At 73.7% G+C, this 23,325-nt stretch carries 20 protein-coding genes and 1 pseudogene; 10 read left to right on the top strand and 11 right to left on the bottom strand.

Annotated elements, in window-relative coordinates; all coding sequences use genetic code 11:
* Positions 1 to 22 precede the first annotated feature (22 nt).
* The 6 genes from hemG (at position 23) to AC6CKD_RS03300 (ending at position 8,952) form a co-directional block, all read left to right on the top strand.
* Positions 23 to 1,402 carry a protoporphyrinogen oxidase gene (gene hemG, locus AC6CKD_RS03325; RefSeq protein ID WP_498324986.1) on the top strand — a complete coding sequence of 460 codons (1,380 nt, stop codon included), beginning with the start codon at positions 23 to 25 and terminating at the stop codon, positions 1,400 to 1,402.
* Positions 1,403 to 1,766: 364 nt separating this feature from the next.
* On the top strand, positions 1,767 to 2,450 hold the full coding sequence (locus AC6CKD_RS03320; protein WP_498325428.1) for a response regulator transcription factor: 684 nt from the start codon (positions 1,767 to 1,769) through the stop codon (positions 2,448 to 2,450).
* Between the two features lie 5 nt (positions 2,451 to 2,455).
* Entirely contained in the window at positions 2,456 to 3,703 is a 1,248-nt protein-coding gene (locus AC6CKD_RS03315; RefSeq protein ID WP_498324985.1) for a sensor histidine kinase, read from the top strand.
* 147 nt (positions 3,704 to 3,850) lie between these two features.
* Positions 3,851 to 4,633 carry an ABC transporter ATP-binding protein gene (locus AC6CKD_RS03310; RefSeq protein WP_498324983.1) on the top strand — a complete coding sequence of 261 codons (783 nt, stop codon included), beginning with the start codon at positions 3,851 to 3,853 and terminating at the stop codon, positions 4,631 to 4,633.
* 72 nt (positions 4,634 to 4,705) lie between these two features.
* Complete coding sequence (locus AC6CKD_RS03305; protein WP_498324982.1) at positions 4,706 to 7,267, top strand: ABC transporter permease; 2,562 nt, start codon at positions 4,706 to 4,708, stop codon at positions 7,265 to 7,267.
* A 107-nt stretch (positions 7,268 to 7,374) separates the two neighbouring features.
* Entirely contained in the window at positions 7,375 to 8,952 is a 1,578-nt protein-coding gene (locus tag AC6CKD_RS03300; protein ID WP_498324981.1) for an alpha/beta hydrolase, read from the top strand.
* 80 nt (positions 8,953 to 9,032) lie between these two features.
* Here AC6CKD_RS03300 and moeZ read toward each other — a convergent pair whose 3' ends face one another.
* From moeZ to AC6CKD_RS03250, 10 genes and pseudogenes are all read right to left on the bottom strand, one after another.
* Complete coding sequence (gene moeZ, locus AC6CKD_RS03295; RefSeq protein WP_498324980.1) at positions 9,033 to 10,211, bottom strand: adenylyltransferase/sulfurtransferase MoeZ; 1,179 nt, start codon at positions 10,209 to 10,211, stop codon at positions 9,033 to 9,035.
* Between the two features lie 78 nt (positions 10,212 to 10,289).
* Positions 10,290 to 11,042, bottom strand: coding sequence for a spherulation-specific family 4 protein (locus AC6CKD_RS03290; protein WP_498324979.1), 753 nt, complete (start codon positions 11,040 to 11,042; stop codon positions 10,290 to 10,292).
* Entirely contained in the window at positions 11,030 to 12,046 is a 1,017-nt protein-coding gene (locus AC6CKD_RS03285) for an NAD-dependent epimerase/dehydratase (protein ID WP_498324978.1), read from the bottom strand. The genes AC6CKD_RS03290 and AC6CKD_RS03285 overlap by 13 nt, the downstream gene beginning before the upstream one ends.
* A gap of 109 nt (positions 12,047 to 12,155) precedes the next feature.
* On the bottom strand, positions 12,156 to 13,073 hold the full coding sequence (locus AC6CKD_RS03280; RefSeq protein WP_498324977.1) for a hypothetical protein: 918 nt from the start codon (positions 13,071 to 13,073) through the stop codon (positions 12,156 to 12,158).
* Complete coding sequence (locus AC6CKD_RS03275) at positions 13,070 to 14,908, bottom strand: DUF3492 domain-containing protein (protein WP_498324976.1); 1,839 nt, start codon at positions 14,906 to 14,908, stop codon at positions 13,070 to 13,072. Before AC6CKD_RS03275 ends, AC6CKD_RS03280 begins: the two co-directional genes overlap by 4 nt.
* A 195-nt stretch (positions 14,909 to 15,103) precedes the next feature.
* The gene (locus AC6CKD_RS03270) at positions 15,104 to 16,855 is read right to left on the bottom strand and encodes a dipeptide ABC transporter ATP-binding protein (protein ID WP_498324975.1); all 1,752 of its coding nucleotides are present in this window, start codon (positions 16,853 to 16,855) and stop codon (positions 15,104 to 15,106) included.
* Positions 16,852 to 17,619 (bottom strand): annotated as a pseudogene (locus tag AC6CKD_RS03265) (ABC transporter permease); the annotation flags it as partial. The pseudogene AC6CKD_RS03265 and the gene AC6CKD_RS03270, both read right to left, overlap by 4 nt.
* Positions 17,620 to 17,625: 6 nt before the next feature.
* Positions 17,626 to 17,721: an Ms4533A family Cys-rich leader peptide gene (locus AC6CKD_RS03260; protein ID WP_498324974.1), complete on the bottom strand. Its 96-nt coding sequence runs from the start codon at positions 17,719 to 17,721 to the stop codon at positions 17,626 to 17,628.
* A 46-nt stretch (positions 17,722 to 17,767) separates the two neighbouring features.
* The gene (locus AC6CKD_RS03255) at positions 17,768 to 19,372 is read right to left on the bottom strand and encodes a DUF3152 domain-containing protein (protein WP_498324972.1); all 1,605 of its coding nucleotides are present in this window, start codon (positions 19,370 to 19,372) and stop codon (positions 17,768 to 17,770) included.
* 3 nt (positions 19,373 to 19,375) lie between these two features.
* Complete coding sequence (locus AC6CKD_RS03250) at positions 19,376 to 20,416, bottom strand: alpha/beta fold hydrolase (RefSeq protein WP_498324971.1); 1,041 nt, start codon at positions 20,414 to 20,416, stop codon at positions 19,376 to 19,378.
* A gap of 120 nt (positions 20,417 to 20,536) precedes the next feature.
* On the opposite strand from AC6CKD_RS03250, the gene AC6CKD_RS03245 reads away from it, so the two are divergent.
* The 4 genes from AC6CKD_RS03245 to AC6CKD_RS03230 all read left to right on the top strand — a co-directional run bounded on the left by AC6CKD_RS03245 (position 20,537) and on the right by AC6CKD_RS03230 (position 22,431).
* Positions 20,537 to 20,752 carry an Rv3202a family protein gene (locus tag AC6CKD_RS03245; RefSeq protein WP_498324970.1) on the top strand — a complete coding sequence of 72 codons (216 nt, stop codon included), beginning with the start codon at positions 20,537 to 20,539 and terminating at the stop codon, positions 20,750 to 20,752.
* A gap of 146 nt (positions 20,753 to 20,898) precedes the next feature.
* Complete coding sequence (locus tag AC6CKD_RS03240; RefSeq protein WP_498324968.1) at positions 20,899 to 21,537, top strand: TetR family transcriptional regulator; 639 nt, start codon at positions 20,899 to 20,901, stop codon at positions 21,535 to 21,537.
* Between the two features lie 184 nt (positions 21,538 to 21,721).
* Positions 21,722 to 21,949, top strand: coding sequence for a DUF3107 domain-containing protein (locus AC6CKD_RS03235; RefSeq protein WP_498324967.1), 228 nt, complete (start codon positions 21,722 to 21,724; stop codon positions 21,947 to 21,949).
* A 179-nt stretch (positions 21,950 to 22,128) separates the two neighbouring features.
* A complete protein-coding gene (locus AC6CKD_RS03230; protein WP_498324966.1) occupies positions 22,129 to 22,431 on the top strand; it encodes a hypothetical protein in 303 nt (100 codons plus the stop codon).
* 81 nt (positions 22,432 to 22,512) lie between these two features.
* On the opposite strand, the gene AC6CKD_RS03225 is transcribed toward AC6CKD_RS03230, so the two are convergent.
* On the bottom strand, positions 22,513 to 23,271 hold the full coding sequence (locus tag AC6CKD_RS03225; RefSeq protein ID WP_498324965.1) for a ferritin-like fold-containing protein: 759 nt from the start codon (positions 23,269 to 23,271) through the stop codon (positions 22,513 to 22,515).
* Positions 23,272 to 23,325 lie beyond the last annotated feature (54 nt).

The raw sequence follows: 23,325 nt of genomic DNA, 5'->3' as shown, positions 1-23,325 counted from the left end.
CATATCGGCCACAGGAGAACACATGCGTTCAGTGATCGTCATCGGTGGCGGGATCAGCGGTCTGGCCGCCGCGTGGCAGTTGCGCGGCCAGGCCGATGTCACCGTCCTGGAGAGCCACGCCGAGGTCGGCGGGAAGCTCCGGACCGGCACCATCGCCGGCATCACCGTCGACGAGGGCGCGGAGTCCCTCATGGCCCTGCGTCCGGAGGCCGTGGAGCTGGCCGCCGCCGTGGGACTCGGCGAGGCCCTCTGCGATCCCGCGAAGGCCGCCACCGCCATCTGGACCAACGGCGCCCTGCGCCCGCTGCCCGCCGGACACGTGATGGGCATCCCCACCGACCCCTCCGCGCTGGTCGGCACCGGGCTGCTCTCCCCCGAGGGCGTCCTGCGCGTCGCCGCCGAGGAAACCCTGCCGGCCACCCCGCTCACCGAGGACTGCTCGGTCACCGCGTACCTGGCCGGACGCTTCGGCCAGGAGGCCGTGGACCGGCTCGTCGAACCCATGCTGGGCGGCGTCTACGCCGGTCTCGCCGATCGGCTCTCGCTGCGCGCGGCCATGCCCCGGATCGCGGCCCTCGCGGAGCAGGGCGCCCCGCTCCTCCCGGCCCTGCGCCGGATGCGCGCGGCGGGCGCCCCCCGCTCGGGGGCCGTCGCCGTCCAGGGCGTCGTCGGCGGCACCGGGCGCTTCCCGGCGGCCGTCGCGGAAGCCTGCGGGGCCCGCATCCTCACCGGGACGACGGCCCGCTCGCTCCAGCGGGTGGCCGACGGCCGCTGGCGCGTCCAGGCGATGACCGGCGACGGCGCGCTGACGATGGAGGCCGACGCGGTGATCCTGGCCCTCCCCGCCTTCGCGGCCGCGGAGCTGCTGCGCCCGCACTCCCCGATCGCCGAGGCCGAGCTGTCCTCGATCCCGCACGCGTCGACGGCCGTCATCACCATGGCCTTCTCCCGCGCCCAGGCCCACTTCCTCCCCCGGGGCAACGGCTTCCTGGTCCCACCGGCCGACGGCCACACCCTGAAGGCCGCCTCCTTCCTCTCCAACAAGTGGTCCTGGCTGCACGACTCGGCCCCCGAGACCTTCGTGCTCCGCGCCTCCATCGGCCGCATCGGCGAGGACGAGCTGCTCGGCCGCCCCGACCGCCACCTGGTGCGCTCGGCCATCACCGAGCTCCACCACGCGGTGGGCCCCATGGGCGAACCCGTGGCCACCCGCGTCACCCGCTGGGACCGGGGCCTGCCCCAGTACGGCGTCGGTCACCGCGAGCGCGTCGCCCGCATCCGCGAGGCCGCCGGGAAGCTCCCCGGCATCGCCCTGTGCGGTGCGGCGTACGAGGGCGTGGGCGTGGCCGCCTGCGTCGCGACGGGGCGCGCGGCGGCCAAGCAGGTCCTGGCCCAGCCGTAGGGGCCAGCCGTAGGGGCCAGCCGTAGGGGCCAGCCGTAAGGACCAGTTGTAGGGGCCGGTCGTACGGCCCAGCCGCGGTGACCGGCCGCCCGTCAAACGGCCGCCGGTCACGGCCGTAAGGCCCGGCCATCGAGCGCGGCCTTCGTATCGGGCCGGTATCAGCGGGCGCTCGGCTCTTCATCTGATCGGGCCGCGTGGCCGCGATGAAGGGAATCACGGCTTCCGCGGCCCTATCGTTCCCTATCGGTACCCGTCCGCTCAGGTACCCGTCCGCCGAACAGGAGCCTCCGCCGTGTCCTCCCCCACTCCGGCTGCCGCCGCCCCGCGACCCGTTCGCGTGCTGCTGGTGGAGGACGACGAGCTGATGCGACGCTCGTTCACCGTCTCCCTGGAGCGCTACGGGTACACGGTGCGGGCCGCCGCCGACGGACTCACCGGCCTCGAATCCTTCCGCGACGAGGACTTCGACCTGTTGATCCTCGACGTGATGCTGCCCGGTCTCGACGGCATCGGCCTGTGCCGCAAGGTCCGGGAGACCAGCCTGGTCCCGGTGCTGATGATGTCGGCGCGCGGCGACGGGCTGGACATCGTCGCCGGTCTGGAGGCCGGGGCGGACGACTACGTGGTCAAGCCCGTGGACACCAACGTGCTCGTGGCCCGCATCCGCTCGCTGCTGCGGCGCGCCACCTACGCCCCTGCCCCGCCGGACGGACAGGGCGGACAGCCCGGGCGAGCGACAGCAGGGGCAGGACCCGCCGAGGGGGAGCTGCTGTCCTTCGGGGACCTGACCCTCCACACCGGCGGCCTGGACGTGGCCGTCGGCGGAACCCCGGTGGCGCTCACCCCGACCGAGCTGAAGCTGCTGCTGGAGTTCGCCGCCCACCCGGGCATCGTGCTGGAGCGGCACACCCTGCTGCGCAACGTCTGGGACTACGGCTGGGACGGCGACAGCCGCGTCGTGGACCTGTGCGTGCAGCGGCTGCGCGGAAAGCTCGGCCGGGACCGGATCGAAACGGTCCGCGGCTTCGGCTACAAGCTCAAGCGCTGAGACCGGTGGCCCCCTTCGAGAGGCCGCGGCCGGGCCGCGTCCCCCTGCGCTGGAAGATCGCCGCCCTGGCCGCGGCCACGGCCTGCCTGGTCGCGGTGGCCGTGGGCCTCCTCGTACACCTCTGGACCGCACGGGACATCCGCGAGCGGTCCGACATGCGGGCCTCCAACTCCGTGTACACGGCCATGGACACCTACCGCCGCACCGGCACCCTGATCGACGGCGCCGAGCTCGATCCGCCCGGACTGCCCGCCGCACTGCGGAGCCCGGACGACGACGCTCGGCACACCGCCTTCGACGGGCACGTCGAAGGAAATCTCGGGCCGTCCGCCTGGGCCGCCCAGCGCGTCGGCGGACCTGGCAGCCCGGTGCTCGCCGTCCGCGTGAACATGAGCCCGGAGTTCTACGATCTGTACCGGCTCGACCTGACCATGACGGTGTCCTCGCTGATCGCCCTCGCCGCGGCCACTCCCCTCGCGGTCTACGGAGCCGGGCTGCTCGGCCGCCGGCTGAGCCGGGTCTCCGAGACCGCGAGCCGGATTGCCGCCGGGGACCTGGACGCCCGTACCGGACCCACCCGGGGCCGCGACGAACTCGACGACATCGCCGCCACCGTCGACCTCATGGCCGACACCCTCGGCCGGAAGCTGCGCGACGAGCGCCGGTTCACCGCCGACGTGGCCCACGAACTGCGCACGCCAGTCGGCGGTCTGCTGGCCGCCGCGGACCTGCTGGCGCCCGGGGAGACGGAGGACCTGCTCCGAGCCCGGGTCCGCGATCTGCGCGGGCTGGTCGAGGACCTCCTGGAGATCTCCCGGCTGGACGCGGGCGCCGAACTGCCGGTCCACGCCCGGGTCCCGCTCGGCGCGGTCGTCTCCGAGGCCGTGACGCGCACGGGCCTCGCCACGGAGGTCGACGTCGCCGAGCAGGCCGAGGGCGTGGAGACCGACCCGCGCCGCCTCGAACGGATCGTCGGCAACCTCGTCGTCAACGCCCACCGGCACGGGGACGCCCCGGTACGGGTCACCGTCGAGGGCCGCACGGTCGTCGTGCGCGACCACGGCCCCGGCTTCCCCGCCGAGCTGCTGAGCCACGGCCCGCGCCGCTTCCACACGGGCCGGACGGAGCGCGGCACGGGCCACGGCCTGGGCCTGACCATCGCCGTGGGCCAGGCCCGGGTGCTCGGCGCCGAACTCGACTTCGCGAACGCCCCGGACGGCGGCGCCGTCGCCACCCTGCGCCTGCCGGCCTGACCTCCGCCGGCCCGCCGGCCCGCCGGCTCGTCGGGTACCGGACCGATACACACCGGAGCGGCCGCCGATACCCGGCGGCCCGGGCCCCGATACATCGCCCGGACACCCTTCGAAGTGCAGCTTCCCGCGCCCGAAGAGGAGTCCCCCGTGACCGCCGCCCCCCATGCCCCGCACCCGCTCCACGCGCCGACCGGCATCGCCGCCGCCACCACCGGCCTCTCGAAGGTCTACGGCAGCGGCGAGACCCGGGTCGTCGCCCTGGACGGCGTCGACATCGCCTTCCGCGAGGGCGAGTTCACCGCGATCATGGGCCCCTCCGGCTGCGGCAAGTCCACCCTGATTCACTGCGCCGCCGGGCTCGACTCCTTCAGCTCCGGCTCCGTCCGCATCGGCACCACCGAGCTGGGCTCCCTGAACGACGAGCAGCTCACCCGGCTGCGCCGCGACCGGATCGGCTTCGTCTTCCAGGCGTTCAACCTGCTGCCGACCCTGACCGCCCTGGAGAACATCACGCTGCCGCTCACCATCGCCGGCCGGAAGCCCGACCGGCAGTGGCTGGACCACGTGGTGTCGATGACCGGCCTCTCCGACCGCCTCGGCCACCGTCCCGGACAGCTCTCCGGCGGACAGCAGCAGCGCGTGGCGGTCGCCCGGGCCCTGGTCTCCCGTCCCGCGATCGTCTTCGGCGACGAGCCCACCGGAAACCTGGACTCCCGTGCCGGGGCCGAAGTCCTCGGCTTCCTGCGCGATTCGGTGCGCGAGCTGGGCCAGACCGTGGTCATGGTCACCCACGACCCCGTCGCCGCCGGCTACGCCGACCGCGTGGTCTTCCTCTCCGACGGCCGCCTCGTCGACGAGATGACCCGGCCCACCGCGGACCGCGTGCTGGACCGGATGAAGGCGTTCGACGCCCGCTCCCGTACGAGCTGACCCCGCCGCGCTCCCGCACCGAACCAGCCGCCCGCCCGCTCCCCCGGGCCCGCCTCCCAGGATCCGCATCCCATGTTCCGTACCGCCCTGCGCAACGTGCTCGCGCACAAGGCCCGCCTGTTGATGACCGCGTTCGCGGTCATGCTCGGGGTCACCTTCGTCACCGGCAGCCTCGTCTACGGGGACAGCCTGAAGCAGGCCGCCGTCGACCGGGCGAGCGCCGGCTACGACCGCATCTCCCTCAACGTCGCACCCCACACGCTCCCCGGAGCCCCTCCTGCCACCCTCGACGCCCGCACCTCGGCCACCCTGGCCGAGGTCCCCGGGGTCGCCGCCGTCGCGGGCCGGGTCAGCGGCTTCGCCGCCGTCGCCGACCACGAGGGCCGGCTGCTCGGCAACGGCACGTTCCGCAAGGGCGGCAACTTCGCCCCGGCCGCGAACGGAACGGACCCCGCCTACCGGTTCACCCGGGGCACCGGACCGGCCGGTGAGCACACGGTCGCCCTCGACGAGGCCAGCGCCGCCCAGGGCGGCTACCGCGTCGGCGACACCGTGCGCGTCGGTACGGGCACGGGCGCGGCCTCGTACACCCTCAGCGGCGTCTTCCGCACCGACGCCTCCAAGCTCCCCCCGGGCGGCAGCCTGGTCCTGTTCGCGGACGCCACCGCCCAGGGGCTGTTCCTGCGGCCCGGCCAGTACACGAACATCGAGATCACCGCCGCACCCGGCACCGACCTGACACAGCTGGGCGCCCGGGTCGACACGGTGATCCCCAAGGACTCCACCGCCATCACCGGCGCCCGGCTCGCCCGCCTCCAGGCCGACCTCGCTTCCAGCGACAGCGACACCATGAGCCAGATCATGCTGGGCTTCGCGGCGGTCTCCCTCTTCGTGGCCACCTTCCTCATCTCCAACACCTTCACCATGCTGGTGTCCCGGCGCACCAGGGAACTGGCCCTGATGCGGGCCGTCGGCGCCTCCCGCAAGCAGGTGCGCCGGATCCTGCTCACCGAGTCCGTCCTGGTCGGACTGATCGCCTCCGTGGCCGGCATCCTGGCCGGCACCGGGGTCGCCGCGGTGCTCCAGACCCTCTCCTCCTCCGCCGCCGACGGCCCGGCCGCCCCGCTGGTCCTGCTCCCGGCCACCGCGGGCATCGCGCTGATGGTCGGCACCGCCCTGCCGGTGATCGCCGCGTGGGTTCCGGTCCGCCGGGCCATGGCCATCCCGCCCGTCGCCGCGCTCGGCGCCGCCGAGCCCGCGGCGCCCGCACGGGCCGCCTCCCCGCGCACCGGCCTCGGCGCCGCCCTGGCCCTCACCGGCACCGCGGCCGTGCTCTACGGGGCCCTCACCACCGGCAAGGACGCCCGGACCGTCATCGGCCTCGGCGCCGCCCTCACCCTGGCCGGGGTGATCACCCTCATCCCGCTCCTGTCGCGGCCCTTCACCGCCCTGCTCCGGCCGCTGCTGGTCCGCGTCAGCCCGGTGCGGGGCGACCTGGCCGCCCGCAACACCGTGCGCGATCCCCGCCGTACGGGCGCGACGGCCGCCGCGCTCGCCATCGCCCTCACCCTCGCCTCGGGCCTGTCCGTCCTCGGGGCCTCCGCCACCCAGTACCTCGACGGCGCGACCACCCGCGACCTCACCGCCGACTACCTGGTGAAGGCCGCCCCGGGCGGCCAGCGGATGACCCCCGCCACCGCCGGGCTCCTCAGGGCCGAGCTCCTCAAAGCCGAGTTCCTCAAGAGCGTGCCGGACGCCTCCTCCAGCCCGCTCAACCAGTCCACCGGGTACCGGATCGGCGGCGCCTCCTCCGTCCTGACCGGCGTCGACCCCGCCACCATCGGCCGCCTCCTGCGCTACGAGGTCACCGAGGGATCCCTCGACAGCCTCGCCCAGGGCAAGATCGCCGTGGCCGACTTCAAGGCCCGGGCGAACGGCTGGAAGGTCGGCCAGAGCCTGCCGCTCGAACGGCAGGGCAAGCGGGGCGAGGTCACCATCGGGGCCGTCTACCGGGCGGACCAGCAGAGCAACCTGCTGCCCAGCATCACCGCACCCGACTCCCTGGTCGCCCGCTACGACGCGGCTCCGCACACCGACGCGATCGTCGTGGCCACCGGCGGCGGACCCGGCCGGGCCGCCCTCGCGGGCATCACCAGGGCGCTCGGCGACAACCCCGCGCTGTCCGTCCTCGACAAGGAGGCCGTCCGCGCCGAGGACACCAGCGGCATCGGCGACCAGCTGAACGTCTTCTACGCCCTGCTGAGCATGGCCCTGGTGATCGCCGCCCTGGGCATCGCCAACACCCTCGCGATGTCCGTGCTCGAACGCCGCAAGGAGATCGGCACGCTCCGCGCCCTCGGCCTGGACCGCGCCGGAGTCAGCCGGATGATCCGCATGGAGGCCCTGCTCGTCGGCGGCCTCGGCGCGGCCGTCGGCACGGTCATGGGCGTGTTCACCGGCTGGGCGCTCGGCCGCACCCTCCAGGAGAGCGTCGTGGGCTACGCCCTGGTCATCCCCTGGGGACGGCTCGCCCTCGGGGTGCTGCTCGCCCTCGCCGGCGCCCTCCTCGCCTCCCTCTGGCCGGCCCGCCGGGCCGCCCGCGTGGACATCCCGGCGGCGACCGCGGCGCACTGACCATCCGTCCGGCCACCACCACCTCCTTCTCCCCCGCCCCCGCCCCCGCATGACCCGTATGGGTCAGCGCGGGGGCGCGGCGCGCGAGGCGCGCAGAGGATGAAGACATGCCGACACACGCCCTCCGGGTCGCCGCTGCCGCCGCCACTGCCGCCGCACTGCTCGCCACCAGTGCCTGTACCGACGGCGGAGGCAGCGAGAAGAGGGGCAAGGACGGCGCCGCGCAGGACATCAAGAAACCCGAGTGGGGCGAGTGCGAGGCGCCCACCGCGGCCCAGGGCGGCGGGCAGGTCCCCGGCAAGGACTGGCAGTGCGCCGTCCTGGACGTTCCCCTCGACTACGCCGAGCCGGAGGGGGAGACGATCCCACTGGCCCTGATCCGGGCGAAGGCCCGTGATCAGGACAAGCGGATCGGCTCGCTCGTCTTCAACTTCGGCGGCCCCGGCGGCTCCGGCATCACCAGCCTGCCCGGCGCGGCGAAGGAGTACGCGGCCCTGCGCGACCGGTACGACCTGGTCAGCTTCGACCCGCGCGGGGTCGGCGGCAGCGCGCCCGTCCGCTGTGAGGACGACAAGCAGCTGGACGCGTACTACGCCTCCGACTCCAGCCCCTCGACGCCGGAGGAGGAGAAGGCCTTCCTCGCCACCGGCCAGAAGTACCGGGACGGCTGCGAGACGAAGTCCGGCAAGGTGCTCCCCCACGTGGGCACGGAGAACGCCGCCCGCGACCTGGACCGGATCCGCCAGGCCCTCGGCGACGAGAAGCTGCACTACTTCGGCATCTCCTACGGCACCGAGCTCGGCGGGGTCTACGCCCACCTCTTCCCCAAGAACGTCGGCCGTGCCGTCTTCGACGCCGTGGTCGACCCGACCAAGAACTCCGAGGAGGGCGCCCTCGGCCAGGCCAAGGGCTTCCAGCTCGCGCTCGGCAACTTCGCCCAGGACTGCGTGAACCGCGGCGATTCCTGCGTCCTCCAGGGCAGCACCGCCAAGGAGATCGAGGCGAACATCATCAAGCTCCAGAAGGAGTTGGCGGCCAAGCCCGTCCCCGGCTCCGGGGACCGGCTGCTCACGGAGGACGCCGCGACCAACGGCATCGCCTTCGCCCTGTACTCCAAGGAGGCCTGGCCCCTGCTGGAACAGGGCCTGGACGAGGCCGAGGGCGGCCAGGGGCAACTACTGCTCGCCATGTCCGACGCCCTCAACGGCCGCGACCCGAAGGGCACGTACAGCAACATCGGGTCAGCGAACACCGCCATCAGCTGTGCCGACTCCAAGGACCGCTACACCCTCGCCCAGACCAAGGCGAAGCTGCCCGAGTTCCGCGCCGCCTCGCCCGTGTTCGGGGACTTCCTCGGCTGGGCCATGATGGGCTGCACCGACTGGCCCGTCGACGGCGCCTGGAACACCCCGGACGTCTCCGCCCCCGGCTCGGCGCCCATCCTGGTGATCGGCAACACCGGTGACCCGGCGACCCCGTACGAGGGCGCCCGCAAGATGGTGGAGCGGCTCGGCCCCGGCGTCGGCGTGGAGCTCACCTTCAAGGGCGAGGGGCACGGCGCGTACAACAGCGGCGACCCCTGCGTGCAGCAGGCCGTCAACGCCTACCTGCTCGACGGGAAGGTGCCCGGCACGGGCACCGTCTGCACGGCCTCGCAGTCCCCGGCGCCGACTTCGTCCGTCTAGACGGTCCGGGCAAGCCGGAGGGGCCGCACCCCGCGCGAGCGGGGTACGGCCCCTCCGGGTGACTGCCGTGGACCGGCCGGCTAGTAGACCGGCTTCTCGGGCTCGATCTGGTGGACCCAGCCGATGACGCCGCCGCCGACGTGGACCGCGTCCGCGAAGCCCGCGGACTTCAGGACCGCGAGGACTTCCGCACTGCGGACACCCGTCTTGCAGTGCAAGACGATGCGCTTGTCCTGCGGCAGGTCCTGGAGGGCGGTGCCCATCAGGAACTCGCCCTTGGGGATCAGCTTCGCGCCGGGGATCGAGACGATCTCGTACTCGTTGATCTCGCGGACGTCGATGATCTCGATCGACTCGTCGTTGTCGATCCACTCCTTGAGCTGCTTGGGAGTGATCGTCGAGCCGAGCGCGGCCTCCTGGGCCTCCTCCGACACGACGCCGCAGAAGGCCTCGTAGTCGATGAGCTCGGTGACGGTCGCGTTCGGACCGCAGACCGCGCAGTCGGGGTCCTTGCGGACCTTGACCTGGCGGTACTGCATCTCCAGGGCGTCGTAGATCATCAGGCGGCCGACCAGCGACTCGCCGACGCCCGTGAGGACCTTGATGGCCTCGGTGACCTGGATGGACCCGATGGACGCGCAGAGCACGCCCAGCACGCCGCCCTCGGCGCAGCTCGGGACCATGCCCGGCGGGGGCGGCTCCGGGTAGAGGCAGCGGTAGCACGGACCGTGCTCGGACCAGAAGACCGAGGCCTGGCCGTCGAAGCGGTAGATCGAGCCCCAGACGTACGGCTTGTTCAGCAGCACGCAGGCGTCGTTCACGAGGTAGCGCGTGGCGAAGTTGTCCGTGCCGTCGACGATGAGGTCGTACTGGCTGAAGATCTCCATCACGTTGTCGGCTTCGAGCCGCTCTTCGTGGAGGACCACGTTCACGTACGGGTTGATGCCCAGCACGCTGTCGCGGGCCGACTCGGCCTTGGAACGGCCGATGTCCGCCTGGCTGTGGATGATCTGGCGCTGCAGGTTCGACTCGTCGACCTCGTCGAACTCCACGATGCCCAGCGTGCCGACGCCGGCCGCGGCCAGGTACATGAGGGCGGGCGAGCCGAGGCCGCCCGCGCCCACGGCCAGCACCTTGGCGTTCTTCAGGCGCTTCTGCCCGTCCATCCCTACGTCGGGGATGATCAGGTGACGCGAGTACCGGCGGACCTCGTCAACGGTGAGCTCAGCAGCTGGCTCAACCAGGGGTGGCAGCGACACGGGAACTCCAGGGTCATCCCCACGGCAGTGGGGAGCATTTAAGGGTTGTTCTATCCCGTAACAGTGCCACGCCCGTCTTCATTCCAAGACACCCGTCCCGATCCGCGAGACGATTTCGTCCCAGTACGCGGGCATCGAGGCCCAGGGGTCCCGGTCTGCGGCCCCCCGCCGGTCAGTGAACCAGATGGTTCCCGCGCCCTGCCAGCGGGCGATCCGCAGCGCCTCCTCCAGGTGGGTGCGCGGTACTCCGTGCACGAGGTGGCAGAACGTCTCCGGCGGGTGGTCCGCCGTCCACTCCGCGACCTGCGACCAGCGGTAGTCGGCCCAGGTCCCGGAGAAGGTGACCAGCTGGTCGGCGGTCTCCGCGTACCCCTCGCAGGGGTGGGTGCCGTGTCCGAGGACGATCCGCATGCCCTCCCCCAGTCCCCGCAGGGTGTCCACGACCCGGCGCACGGAGGCCAGCTCCGCCTGCCCGGCCGGGGCGTCCGCGAGGTAGAAGCCGTCGGCTCCGTACCAGTCCCTGAAGCGGTGGGCGTCGGAGACGAGCTCCCCGAAGCACCGCTCACCGTCTCGCATCGCGAGATGCCCGAGGACCGAGCCGCCCGCCCGGCGGAGCTTCGCGGCCGCCTCCGTGCAGTGCGGGTCGGGCCGGCCGCCCGGCCCGTCCGTGACGTTGAGGACGGCCCAGTGCAGCGGGGTGCCGGGCCGGGTCAGCTCGGCCCACTCCACCGGTGCCAGCAGCGGGTGGGCGTACCCGGGGACGCCCAAGCCGATCCGGCCCGCCTCGATGGCGGCCTGGCCGGCGGCCGGCGGGGTCGTCAGATGCGGCACGCCGCCTCCATCCAGATGTCCGCGAGGGACTCCTCCAGATTGATCCGCGGCCGCCAGCCGAGCCGGTCGCGGGCGGTACGGACATCCGCCTGCTGCCAGGCTCCGCAGCCGTCCGGGTAGGGGTACGGGGGCTGGGCCGTCGCGGCCGCGAGCTGCTCGGCCGTGGCCTCGGAGCGCGGGGAGCCGATGGCGGAGAGCCCGGCGGGCCGGCCGGGGTGGCCGTGCGCCTGCGGGTGCTGGGCGTGCTGCGGTACGTCGATCTCGTGCAGCGAGCCGCCGTATCCGGCGACCCGCGCCAGCACGCCGGCCGCGTCGCGCAGCCGGACCGCCCGGCCGGTGCCGATGTTGACGACGCCCTGGGCCGCCGACAGCGAGGCGGCGTGCACGGCCCGCGCCACGTCCCGTACGTCGACGAAGTCGCGCTGGACGCCGAGGCCGCTGAGCTTGAGCTCGCCGTCACCGGACTGCATCGCGCGCCGCATGGCCTCGGCGAGCCGGCCGAGGGGGGACCCCGCGGGGGTGCCGGGGCCGACCGGCGAGAAGACCCGCAGGACGACGGCGTCCAGCCCCGAGCCGAGTACGAGCTCGGTGGCGGCCAGTTTGCTGACTCCGTACGGCCCGCCCGGTCTGGGCACGGCGTCCTCGGCCGTGGACGAACCGGGCTGGCTGGGCCCGTACTCGGCGGCGCAGCCGAGCTGGACGAGCCGGGCGCCGCAGCCGCTGCGGCGCAGCGATTCGCAGATCGTGGCGACGGCGACGGTGTTGTGCCGGGTGAGCTCGCGGGCGCCGCCCCGGGTGGCTCCCGCACAGTTGATGACGACGCCCGGGTGGACGGCGTCGAGGAACCGGGTGAGCGCGCCGGGGCTGCCGGTGGCGAGGTCGAACCGGACGTCGGCGTCGTCGCCGCGGCCGAGCGCGGTGAGCTGGACCGCGGGGTCGGCGAGCAGCCGGTCGGCGACGTAGCGCCCGAGGTATCCGTTGGCTCCGATCAGCAACACCCTCATCGCGCGGCCCCTTGGTTGGTTGGCTGGCCGGTCATTTCCTGTTTCTCCTTGGTGGATGGGTGGATCGGGGTGGGGGGGTACGGCGCTTCGGTGTCTGCTTCCGAAGGAATCAGGGCCGCCGCGCGTGCGCGGAGGCCCGCGACAGCGCGAGGACGGCGGGTACGAGGACCCCCGCCGCGGCGGCGAACGGCGCCGCCGGGACCGGGAGCAGGGCGAGTACGAGGGCCAGGGCCGCCCCCAGGGCTCCGCGGGGGGCTCCGTGGCCGAGCAGCAGCCGGGTCAGGAAGAGGAGCACGGCGATCGGTACCGCCACCGACGGGGGAGTCCCGGCCAGCGCGGCCGCCCCCGCGGCGGCCGCGGCGTACAGCACGAGCGTGCCGACGAGCAGCGGCCTCACCCCGTCGGCGAAGTCCTCCAGGGCCCGGCTCCCCGCGAGCCGGCGCCGGGCGCGGGCCGCGAAGACGGCGCCGGCCAGGTGCCCGGGGGCGACGGCCACGGCCAGGGCGATCCCGAGCGGGGTGCCGTGGCGGTGGACGGCCCAGCCGAGGGCGGCGGCGGCCAGCAGGTACACGGCGACGGGGAAGCGGCCCCCGGCGGCCCGGGCGGGCCGGCCGAGCGCGGCGACGGTGACGAGCACCGAGAAGGCTCCGGCCCAGGGCAGGCCGGCGGCGGCCGCGCCCAGGGCGAGGGCCCCGGGCAGCAGTGCGTAACCGAAGCCCCGTACCGCCCTGGCGTGGACCGGGATCCCGGCCGGCGGGGCGGGCGGGGTGCCGTCGCGGGGTGTCCGGGCGTAGAGCTCCTCCGCGAGGGAGAAGACGTCCCGGTGGCGGAACCGGGCGGCGGTGCGGTCGGTGATGCCGTGCGCCTCCAGCCCGGCGGCGATCTCCAGCGGGTCGACGGCGTGCTCGCAGAGCTCCCGGTGGCGGTGGAGCAGTGCCTTGACGGGATCCCCGCCGGAGCGGGCCCTGCGGGGCGCGGGCGGAGTCGGGTCCATGGGGGGGACGGCTTCGTCCAGGGGCACGGTCATGCGGGGGCCTCCGAATTCGCCGCGGGCACCATGACGCGGTCCGCGTCCGGCCCGGACCCGTCGGCGGGACCGGGCGCACCGGAGCCGCCCGGGCGGGCGTCCGGGGCGGGGGCGTCGGCCGCGGCACCCTCCGGGGTACCGGCGGGCCGGGCCCCGCCGGGGGCCCGGGGGCCGGTCGGGGCGGGGGCGGGCCCGGCGGACGGGGTGGGCTCCGGGTGCGGGGTGGCCCAGGTGGGGGTGGCCCAGTGGCCCGGGACCCGGGCCTCGGGCGGCTGCTCGAAGGGCACCCCGGTGCCGTCGGGGCGGGCCGGGCCGCGGGCGAGGAGCCGCAGGTAGGACTCCTGGAAGGCGGCGACGTTCTGCTCGACGGTGAAGAGTTCGAGGGCCCGGGCCCGGGCGGCCGAACCGAGCCGCTGGGCCCGCTCGGGGTCCCGCAGCAGCGAGACGCAGGCCTCGGCGAGTGCGCGCGGATTGCGCGGCGGCACCACGAGCCCGGTCCCGCCGATCACCTCGACGACGGCGCCGACGTCGGTGGACACGGTGGCCCGGCCGCAGAACATCGCTTCGGCCAGGGTGATGGGGAAGCCCTCGATGACGGAGGAGAGCACCACCACCCGCCCGGAGCCGTACGCGGCGGCCGGTGACGGTGCGTCGGGACCGCCGATCTCCTCGAAGGTGACCGGGTTCTCGCCGACCGCGTGCGCGTCGGCGGCCTCGTCGGGGAAGAGCTGCGCGGCGAGCGAGCGGCAGTCGGCCAGGTACCCGTGCCCGACCGCCTGGTTCCCCGCCCCGGCCGCACCGGCGGCCCCCGTCCCGACCGGCGTCGCGAAGATCCGCAGCCGCGCGCGCGGTTCGGCCCTGCGCACTTCGGCGAAGGCGTGCAGCAGGGCGATCAGGTCCTTGGCGGGGTCCACCCGGCCGACCCAGACGAGCGTGTGCGGGTCCCCGCACGCGGGGTCCTCGCCGATTCCGGCGAATCGGTCCGCCTCCATCCCGGGGTAGACCGTGCGCAGCCGGTCCCGGGAGGCGCCGCAGCGTTCCTGCCAGCGCCGGGCGTGCGCGTTGCCGGGGGTGAGCAGGTCGGCCTGGGCGTAGATCTCGCCGGCCAGCCGGGTGTGGAAGGCCGCGAGCAGGGCCCGTACGGCCGGCCGCTCGTCCCGCGCGGAGTGCGCGGAGTGGGCGAGGTAGTGGGCCCGTAGCTGGACCCCGTACTCGGTGACCAGGAGCGGCACTCCGAAGAAGCGTTTGGCCAGGAGTCCGGGCAGCGCCGCCACCCCGCCCGCGGCCGCGTGGCAGACGTCGACCTCGCGCAGGTCCTCGTACCAGTCCAGGGACAACGGCCGCAGCATCCGCTCCAGTTCGTCCACGAACTCCAGCAGGTCCGCGACCTGTGCCCGCTGTACCGCCCTGCTCGCCTCCGGGGCGCGGCAGGCGGACTCCACCGCCCGTACGGCCGTCTCCGAGCGCAGTGCCGCGCACAGCCCGCCCTGTTCCCAGGCGAGCCCGGCCAGCCCGTACAGCCCGTCCGCGAACCGCGCCGGGTCGGCTCCGCAGACCCCGCGGACCAGTTCCGTGAAGGCGGCGGCGAAGCGGCGCCGCTCGCGGCGGCGGTAGCTGCGCCCGTCGTCGGCCGGTGCCCACAGCGGGGCGGTCCGCACCCGGGTGACGTGGGAGGGCAGCGGCACCCGGCCGCGCTCCTCCTGCTCGGCGCTGCGGCTCAGGGCGTAGAGCTCGAACTCGTGCTGGGGAAGCCCGCGCACGAGCCGGTCGCACCACAGCCTCGCTTCCCCCGTCGCATACGGATAACCACCTTCCGTGAGCAGTCCGATCCGCACGAGTGGCACCCCCGATCTCCCGTTTCAGGCGGTCTCCGTCGGTCCGGCGACCCGCCGGGTACGAACTCAAGCGGATATGCCGAAGGCGCGACGGACGGTTGTCCGTCGCGCCACCGGAAGGGGTGAAGAGTCGTAACTTTCCCGTACGGTTCGCGTTCGAGCGCGCTAAGAACGTCAAGGAATACGAGTGGCGGGCTACGAGGCCCCCGCGAGCACTCCCCCGGAACGGCGCCGCCCGAGCCGCCGGGCGGCGGCCAGGGCCGGGTCGAGGGACTGGACGGCGGCCAGCAGCTCCCGGGTGTAGGCGTGCGCCGGCCGGTCGTAGACCTCGTCGACGGGGCCCTCCTCCACGATGACCCCGCCCCGCATGACGGCGACCCGGTCGCTGACCTGCCGCACCACGGCGAGGTCGTGCGCGATGAAGACCAGCGCGATGCCGAGCTCCCGCTGGAGCTCGGCCAGCAGGGCGGTGACCTGCCCCTGCGTGGTCACGTCGAGGGCCGAGACGGGCTCGTCGCAGACGATCAGCCGGGGCCGGGGCGCGAGGGCGCGGGCGATGCCGACGCGCTGGCGCTGGCCGCCGCTGAACTCGTGCGGGTACCGGTCGTAGTGCGCCTCTTCCAGCCCCACCCGGACCAGCAGTTCACCGACCCGGGTCCGGATCGCCCGCTGGTCCTCGTCCCCCGCCGCGCGCAGCGGGTCCGCGATGGACTCGCCGATCGAACGGCGCGGATTGAGCGAGGACACGGGGTCCTGGAACACCATCTGCACCCCGGGCACGACGCCGACGCTCTCCACTCCACCCCGCCGGACCTGCCCGGAGCTGGGCTCCAGCAGCCCGACGAGCATCCGCCCGAGCGTGCTCTTGCCGCTGCCGCTCTCCCCGACGATCCCCAGCGTCTCCCCGCCCCGCACGCACACCGACACCCCGCCGACCGCCTCCACGCGCCGCTTCCCGCGCCCGAACTCCTTGCGCAGCGAAAACGCCTCGACGACGGGCGACTCCGGCTGCTGCGGCGCCACTTCTGCCACGCCCGAATCCGCTACGCCCGAATCCGCCACGTCCAGCCCCGCCGGCGTGCGGGGCACGGGCACGGGCAGCGCCCGTACGGCCACCCCCGGCCGCCCCACCCGCACCGCGTCGAGCCGAGGCACCGCCGCCAGCAGCGCCGCGGTGTACGGATCGGCCGGAGCGGAGAGCACCGACTCCACCGAGCCCCGCTCCACGACCCGCCCGTCCCTCATGACCAGCACCGCGTCCACGTTCTCCGCCGCCACACCCACGTCGTGCGTGACCAGCAGCAGCCCGAGCCCCCGCTCCTCCCGCAGCCCGTGCAGCAGGTCGAGGATCTGCGCCTGGACGGTGACGTCCAGCGCCGTGGTCGGCTCGTCCGCGATCAGCAGCTTCGGCTCGCACGCCAGCGCCATCGCGATCAGGGCCCGCTGCCGCATGCCCCCGCTGAACTCGTGCGGCCGCGCCCGGGAGCGGCGTACCGCGTCGGGTATGCCCACCCGGTCCAGCACCTCCACCGCCCGCGCCCGGGCCTCCCGCCGCGAGGCGGAGACGTGCACCCGGTACACCTCGGCGATCTGGTCGCCGATGGCGTAGTACGGGTCCAGTGAGCTCAGCGGGTCCTGGAAGACCATCGCGGCGACTCCCCCGCGCAGCTCCCGGAGCTCCGCCGGGGAGGCCGCGCCCACGTCGGTGCCGCCGACCCGGACGGCGCCGCCGAGCCGCGCTCCGGTCCCGTGGTGCAGCCCCAACAAGGCTGCCGCAACAGTCGACTTGCCGCTTCCCGACTCCCCCACGACGCCCAGTGCGCGGCCGGGCTCCAGGGTGAAGGACACCCCGTCCACGGCCCGTACGTACTCCCCCGGCCGGCCGACCGGGAAGTCGACGGTGAGGCCGGCGACGTCCACCAGAAGCGCCTTCTTCGCGCCGGTCATGCCGGCACCACCCTTCGGTCCGCGACGGCGTACAGCACGTCGGCGACGACACCCGCGATCACGACGGCCGCGCCGATGGCGAGGACCACGCCCACCACCACGGGCAGGTCCACCACCCGTACGCCGTCGATGAGGGTCTTGCCGAGCCCGGGGATCCCGAACAGCGACTCGGTCAGCACGGCGCCGCCGATCATCGTGCCGAAGTCCACGGCACTGAGCGCGATCACCGGGGCGACCGCGCCCCGCACCGCGTGCCGGGTCACGATGGCCCGCTCCCCCACCCCGTAGGCGCGGAAGGTGCGGATGTGGTCCTCGGCGAGCGTCTCCAGCGTGGAACTGCGGCTCAGCCGGGCGTACTTCGCGCTCTCGAAGAAGCCGAGGGTCACCCACGGCAGCAGCAGGTTCCACGCCCACTGCTCGGGGTCGTCGCCGAGCGGTACGTACGTCGGGAAGGGCAGCCACCGCAGGTAGGCGCAGACGGCCATGAGCAGCAGCAGCCCGAGGATGAAGACGGGGGTCCCGGTGGCTGCGAGGGTGACCAGGGTCAGCGCCCGCTCGGTGAACCCGCCCCGGCGCAGCGCGGACAGCAGTCCGGTGCCGACGCCGATCACGAGCCAGATCACCAGCGCGCCCGGTGCCAGCGACAGGGTGGCGGGGAGCCTCTCCAGCAGCAGCTCGGTCACCTGCTGGTCGTTCTGGTACGAGAATCCGAGGCAGGGCGCCTCGCAGTGCAGGACGGTCCCGGCGCCGCCGGAGGAGTCCCGGAGGCGTCAGCGACAGAAGATGTCGGCCACCCTGTGCGCGGTCACACCAAGCAGCGCCGGCTCAATGGCGGCGCTCGCGGTGGTGGTGTGCAGGTGCGACATGCGGAGAACAATGACCGGCCATCGGACGGCTTGTCAACGCCGGTGATCAACTTCCCGGATACGCCCAGGGGTTGGGCTTGCACTGGATGCCGTTGATGTCCAGCGACTTCGTCTGCTGCTGCATGATCGGGGCGAGGGCGCCGGGTGTCCGGCAGCTCACGTGACCGTGGCCGAGCCGGTGGCCGACCTCGTGGTTGATCAGCATCTGGCGGTAGGCGAACATCTGGTCCGCCCCGTACGTCGCCGAACCCTGCGACCAGCGGTAGGCGTTGATCATCACGCGGTCGGTCGACGCGGAGTCGCAGGAGACGTTGTCGATGGTGGTGTCGAGCCCGGACTTCTTGCACCAGACGCCGGTGGTCCCGGGGCTGGCGAGCGTGATCACGAAATCGGCCTCGCCGCCCGGCACCCGCTCGAAGGTCTTCGTACCGCCGTGGCCCCAGCTCCGGTCGTCGTTCAGCGTGCGGTGCACGGCCTCGGCGAACAGCTGCGGATCCAGGCCGAGTCCCTGCTCCACGTCGACGCGGTAGCGGACCACCTTCCCCTTGCCGGGCCCCTGTGCGACACCGGGCACGGTGTCGAAGGCGCCGGAGCCCCTCAGCTTCTCGTCGATCGGGAACCGCTGCGCCATCTTCTGGTCGTACGAGAGCTCCGGCGCGGCCTTGATCGCCGCGGAGGCGTCCGGGGTGGGCCGGCCGTCGGAGCGGGAGACGGCGGAGTTGCCCTGGGCGGTGTGGCTGTTGCCCTCGTCGGCGGCGCGCACGGTGTTCTTGCCGCTGTCGCCGTCGGAGGCCGCCTGGCCCGCGACGACGACGGCGAGCACGACGGTGACGGCCGCGGCGGCCATCCCGGCGTACGTACGGCCCTTGACGCCGCGCTCGGCCGCGGGCGGCTCCTCCTCGGCGGGGGCGACCGGCGTGCGCGGCGCGGGGATCCGGCGGTGCGAACCCGTCGCGGTGAAGGCGTCCTCGGCGACCTGGACCGCCCGGCGGGAGCCGCTCGTGGCGAGGGCGTCGTCCTCGGCGACCTGGACCGCCCGGTAGGAGCCGCTCGCGGTGAAGGCGTCCTCGGGGACCGGGATCCGGCGGTGGGATCCGGTCGCGGTGAAGGCGTCCTCGGCCACCGGGACCCCGCGGTGGGAGCCCGTCGCGGTGAAGGCGTCCTCGGCCACCGGGATCCGGCGGTGCGATCCCGTGGAGGTCATCGGCGAGTCGAGGGTGACCTGCGGGAAGCCGGCCGCGGGGGTGCCGAAGGCCGGCGTTTCGTAGGCCGGCGTTTCGTAAACCGGGGTGCCGTGGACCGGGGTTTCGTAGACCGGGGTGCCGTGGACGGGCGCGTCGTGGACCGGGGCTCGGTAGACGGGCGGGGTGTCGCGGACCGGGGCCCCGCGCCAGTCCCCGTAGACGGCGCCGGTACCGGCGGCCGCGCCCCAGGCTCCGCCGGGCTCGTGCTGTTCGGGATGGCCGCCGCGCGTGCCGGGCACCGGCTCGTGGCGCGGCGGTGCCGCGTACCCGCGAGGGGCGGCGGACTGCTCGGCCCACCCGGCCGGGGCCTGGGCGGCGGCCCGGACACCGGCCCGTTCGGCCGGCTGCGGATGGCCTGAGCCTGGGCCGGGAGCCTGGACCGGCTCCTTGCGACTATGTCGTCCCACGTCTCAGCCCTTGCCGTCCTCGTCGGTGTTCACGGTGTGCCCCGGCACGGCCGGATCCGGCACGCCCGGGTCGGGCTCGGCGCCGTGCCCGTCGGTGGCGTCCAGCAGCTCCCGGAAGGCGGTCGCGACCACCTCGGGGTACTCCATCATCGCCACGTGCCCCGCCTCGGGAAGGGTGAGCAGCCGCGAACCCCGGTAGGCCGCGGCGGCCTTGCGCGCCATACGGTACGAGACGAGCTGGTCCCGGCCACCGTAGACCAGCAGGGTCGGGGCGAGCACCCGTTGTGCCTGGCGCCACAGTCCGTGCTGCCCGCCGAGGGTGTACGCGTCGACGATGCCGCGCGAGGAACGGGTCAGCGCGTCCCAGAAGTACGGCAGCGCGAGCCGCCGTTCCATTTCCTCGACGGCCGCCTCGAACACCTCGGGCTTCACCCGGGAGGGGTCTCCGTACAGGAGGTCCGTCAGCCCGCGGGTGCGCCGCTCGGCGCTCAGGCCGCGGGTGAGCCGGTCGAGCACCCCGGCCATGCCGGGTACGGCGAGCAGCGCCGTCGGCACGGCCGACCTCTGCACGCGCAGTTCGGGCAGCGCCGGGGAGACCAGCGTCAGCGTGCGCACCAGGTCGGGCCGGACGGCCGCGACCCGGGTGGAGACGGCCCCGCCGAGGGAGTTCCCGAACAGGTGCACCGGTCCGCGCCCGGCGGCGTCGAGGTGGCGGATGACGACGCGGGCGAGCCCGGTCACCGAGTAGTCCCGGTCGGCGGGCGGCGGGGACCAGCCGAAGCCGGGCAGGTCCAGGGCCTCGCCGTCGACGGAATCGGCCAGCCGCGCCATGAGCGCGGACCAGTTCTGCGAGGAACCGCCGAGCCCGTGGACGAAGAGCGCGGGCGGCAGGCCGGCCCGGACCGGCGGGCGTACCCGTACGTTCATTTCCAGCCCGGGCAGCCGGTCGGTGCGCAGCTGCTCCCCGTCGGCCACCCGCGCGGCTCCCACCTGGGGAGACGGCGCGGCGGTGGACCGTACGCCCGGCAGCTCGGTCGAAGACATGGGGCAATGTTACGAGACGATCACGCGGCTCCTCTTGTGTTCGCCGTCACAGACGCTTGCGGAACCGCCTAGCGGGGTATGCGCGATCCTCCTAGGCTCGTAGATGGAAAGGGGTTCTCCATGACTGTCGACCCTGCGGAACCGGACACCTTCCAGTCAGAGGTGCGGGAAGCCCTCGATGTGGAAGCCCCCGAGGCGGACGCGGCGGAGCAGAACACCGAGTTGAATCCGAGCGAGGACGATCCGCTGACCCCGGTGGGCCAGCGCGAAGCCTCCGACGGGGACGCCGCCGAGCAGACCCGGGTGGTGACCCTGGACGAGGACGATTACCGCTGAGCAAGCGCTGACCAGCATCTCCGGCGGGTAACCGGCGGTCCGTACCGCGAGAAAACTCGGCTTGAACCCTCCAGATTCGGTTACCGAAAAGTACGATGGCCGCGCGACGCAAGGCGCACAGTGTTCTAAAGAAAGTGGGAGGCGGCGTGACAGCCATCGAGCAGACCGAGGCAGCGCGTCCGCGGGGCACGCGACTTCCGCGCCGGGCCCGGCGCAACCAGCTCCTGGGCGCCGCCCAGGAGGTCTTCGTCGCGCAGGGTTACCACGCTGCGGCCATGGACGACATCGCGGAGCGTGCCGGAGTCAGCAAGCCGGTGCTCTACCAGCACTTCCCGGGCAAGCTCGACCTCTATCTGGCGCTCCTGGACCAGCACTGCGAGGCCCTGCTGCTCGCCGTGCGCACCGCGCTCGCGTCGACGAGCGACAACAAGATGCGCGTCGCCGCGACCATGGACGCCTACTTCGCTTACGTCGAGGACGAGGGCGGCGCCTTCCGGCTCGTCTTCGAGTCGGACCTGACGAACGAGCCGGCGGTGCGCGAGCGCGTCGACCGCGTCTCGCTGCAGTGCGCCGAGGCCATCTCGGACGTCATCGCCGAGGACACCGGACTGTCCAAGGACGAGTCCATGCTGCTGGCCGTGGGCCTGGGCGGGGTCTCGCAGGTCGTGGCCCGGTACTGGCTGTCGAGCGAGAGCCCGGTCGCCCGGGACACCGCGGTGGGGCTGCTGACCTCCCTCGCCTGGCGGGGAATCGCCGGCTTCCCGCTGCACCCGACGGACGCCTGAGCGGTGTCCGCCCGGCGTCGGCCCTGCTTTCCGGGCCGGCCCCGGCGGTCTCCGCCGGTCTGACCGGCGGCTGTTCGCTGCGAGCGTTTTCGCCGCGCGGCGGACACGTCCCCTCTCCGGGCTAATGTGGACCGGGTAACGGCGCGGCTGATCGCGCGAACCGGACCGTCGGAGGGACAAGGCCGTGGAGGTCAAGATCGGCGTGCAGCACGCACCCCGGGAGATCGTGCTCGAGAGCGACCTGAGTGCCGAGGAGCTGGAGAGCATCGTCACCGCCGCCCTCTCCGGCTCGGTGTCGCTGCTGAGCCTCACGGACATCAAGGGCCGCAAGGTCCTCGTGCCGTCCGACCGCCTGTCGTACGTCGACCTGGGCGAGCCCAGCGTGCGCAAGGTCGGCTTCGGCGCGCTCTGAGCCGAACGCTCCGACGCTGCGAAGGACCCAGAAGTAACCGGCAGCACCCAGAAGTACCGAGAACGGCCCGGTGGACGAATCCGCCGGGCCGTTTCCGTTTCCTCCGCTTCGGGTAGGAGCGCTGTGAGACACGACCCCCCGGTTCGCCCCGGTACGTCCGCCGTTCGAGAGGAACCCCCATGCTGCTGATCGAGGCGCTCGGCTCCGCTCTCCTGGGCCTCGCCCTGGCCGGAGCGGCCGTCCGTACGCTCGGCCGGCGGCTGCCCTCCCCGCGGACGGTCCTGGTGAGCGGAGTGGCCGGTGCGCTCTTCGGCGCCTATCTGACGCACACCGCGCTGGGACCCGGCCACAACACCCTGTTCGCGACGTTCATCGGCGGCGCGCTGGTCTCGGCGGTGGTCCTGTCCCTGCTGTTGCGGCCCGCCGACCGGACCGGGAGGCCGTCCCCCCGGGCTCCGTTTTCGGTTCCGACGCGGGGCTAGACGGCCCCACTGACCCATGACACCGGCCCCCGCACGGAACGTCCGCGCGGGGGCCGGTGTACGTACGCCGGGGGGCGGGGACTACGCCGCCAGGCCCAGGGCCGCCATGCGCTTGGTGTGCGCCTTGGTGATCCGGGCGAACATCTCGCCGACGGCCGCCAGGTCGAAGCCGGCCGCCATCCCGTCCACCCCGCCGACCAGCATGGTGGAGAGCGCGTCACGCTCCGCGACCACGCGCTGCGCCTGCGACAGGGCCTCGCCCATCAGCCGGCGGGCCCACAGCGCGAGCCGGCCGCCGCAGCGCGGGTCGGCCTCGATGGCGGCGCGCACCTTCTCCACGGCGAAACCGCCGTGGCCCGTGTCGTCGAGCACGCTCACGACGAGCCCGCGGGTGTCGGTGTCGAGGTGGGTGGCCACCTCGCGGTAGAAGTCACTGGCGATGGAGTCGCCGACGTACGCCTTGACCAGGCCCTCCAGCCAGTCCGACGGCGCGGTCTGGCGGTGGAAGTCGTCGACGCCCTTCGCGAAGGGCTCCATCGCGGCGGTGGCGTCCTCGTCGATCGCGGTGAGCCGGTCGCGCAGGCGCTCGAAGTGGTGGAACTCGGCGGAGGCCATCTTCGCGAGCTCGGCCTTGTCGCCGAGGGTGGGCGCGAGCTTCGCGTCCTCCGCGAGGCGTTCGAAGGCCGCGAGTTCGCCGTACGCGAGCGCCCCGAGGAGATCCACCACGGCGGCCCGGTACTGCGGCGAGGCGGAGGCCGTGGCCCAGTCCTGGGCGGCGATGCCGGCTGCCTCGGCGGGGGCGCTTTCGTCGGCGGGCGATGCGTTTTCAACGGTCGACATGCTCCGCACAATAGCTCGCCGAAAGGCACCATGAACCACCTGCTCAGTCCACGT

Source organism: Streptomyces sp. GQ60, assembly GCF_059758875.1.
This window is presented reverse-complemented; position numbering and strand designations above follow the sequence as displayed.

What these genes read in the sequence shown, in the direction of transcription:
- hemG (WP_498324986.1), top strand. Translation starts at nt 23, where the DNA reads ATGCGTTCAGTGATCGTCATCGGTGGCGGGATCAGCGGTCTGGCCGCC.
- AC6CKD_RS03320 (WP_498325428.1), top strand. Translation starts at nt 1,767, where the DNA reads ATGCGACGCTCGTTCACCGTCTCCCTGGAGCGCTACGGGTACACGGTG.
- AC6CKD_RS03305 (WP_498324982.1), top strand. Translation starts at nt 4,706, where the DNA reads ATGTTCCGTACCGCCCTGCGCAACGTGCTCGCGCACAAGGCCCGCCTG.
- AC6CKD_RS03300 (WP_498324981.1), top strand. Translation starts at nt 7,375, where the DNA reads ATGCCGACACACGCCCTCCGGGTCGCCGCTGCCGCCGCCACTGCCGCC.
- AC6CKD_RS03285 (WP_498324978.1), bottom strand. Translation starts at nt 12,046, where the DNA reads ATGAGGGTGTTGCTGATCGGAGCCAACGGATACCTCGGGCGCTACGTC.
- AC6CKD_RS03280 (WP_498324977.1), bottom strand. Translation starts at nt 13,073, where the DNA reads ATGACCGTGCCCCTGGACGAAGCCGTCCCCCCCATGGACCCGACTCCG.
- AC6CKD_RS03270 (WP_498324975.1), bottom strand. Translation starts at nt 16,855, where the DNA reads ATGACCGGCGCGAAGAAGGCGCTTCTGGTGGACGTCGCCGGCCTCACC.
- AC6CKD_RS03260 (WP_498324974.1), bottom strand. Translation starts at nt 17,721, where the DNA reads ATGTCGCACCTGCACACCACCACCGCGAGCGCCGCCATTGAGCCGGCG.
- AC6CKD_RS03250 (WP_498324971.1), bottom strand. Translation starts at nt 20,416, where the DNA reads ATGTCTTCGACCGAGCTGCCGGGCGTACGGTCCACCGCCGCGCCGTCT.
- AC6CKD_RS03245 (WP_498324970.1), top strand. Translation starts at nt 20,537, where the DNA reads ATGACTGTCGACCCTGCGGAACCGGACACCTTCCAGTCAGAGGTGCGG.
- AC6CKD_RS03230 (WP_498324966.1), top strand. Translation starts at nt 22,129, where the DNA reads ATGCTGCTGATCGAGGCGCTCGGCTCCGCTCTCCTGGGCCTCGCCCTG.
- AC6CKD_RS03225 (WP_498324965.1), bottom strand. Translation starts at nt 23,271, where the DNA reads ATGTCGACCGTTGAAAACGCATCGCCCGCCGACGAAAGCGCCCCCGCC.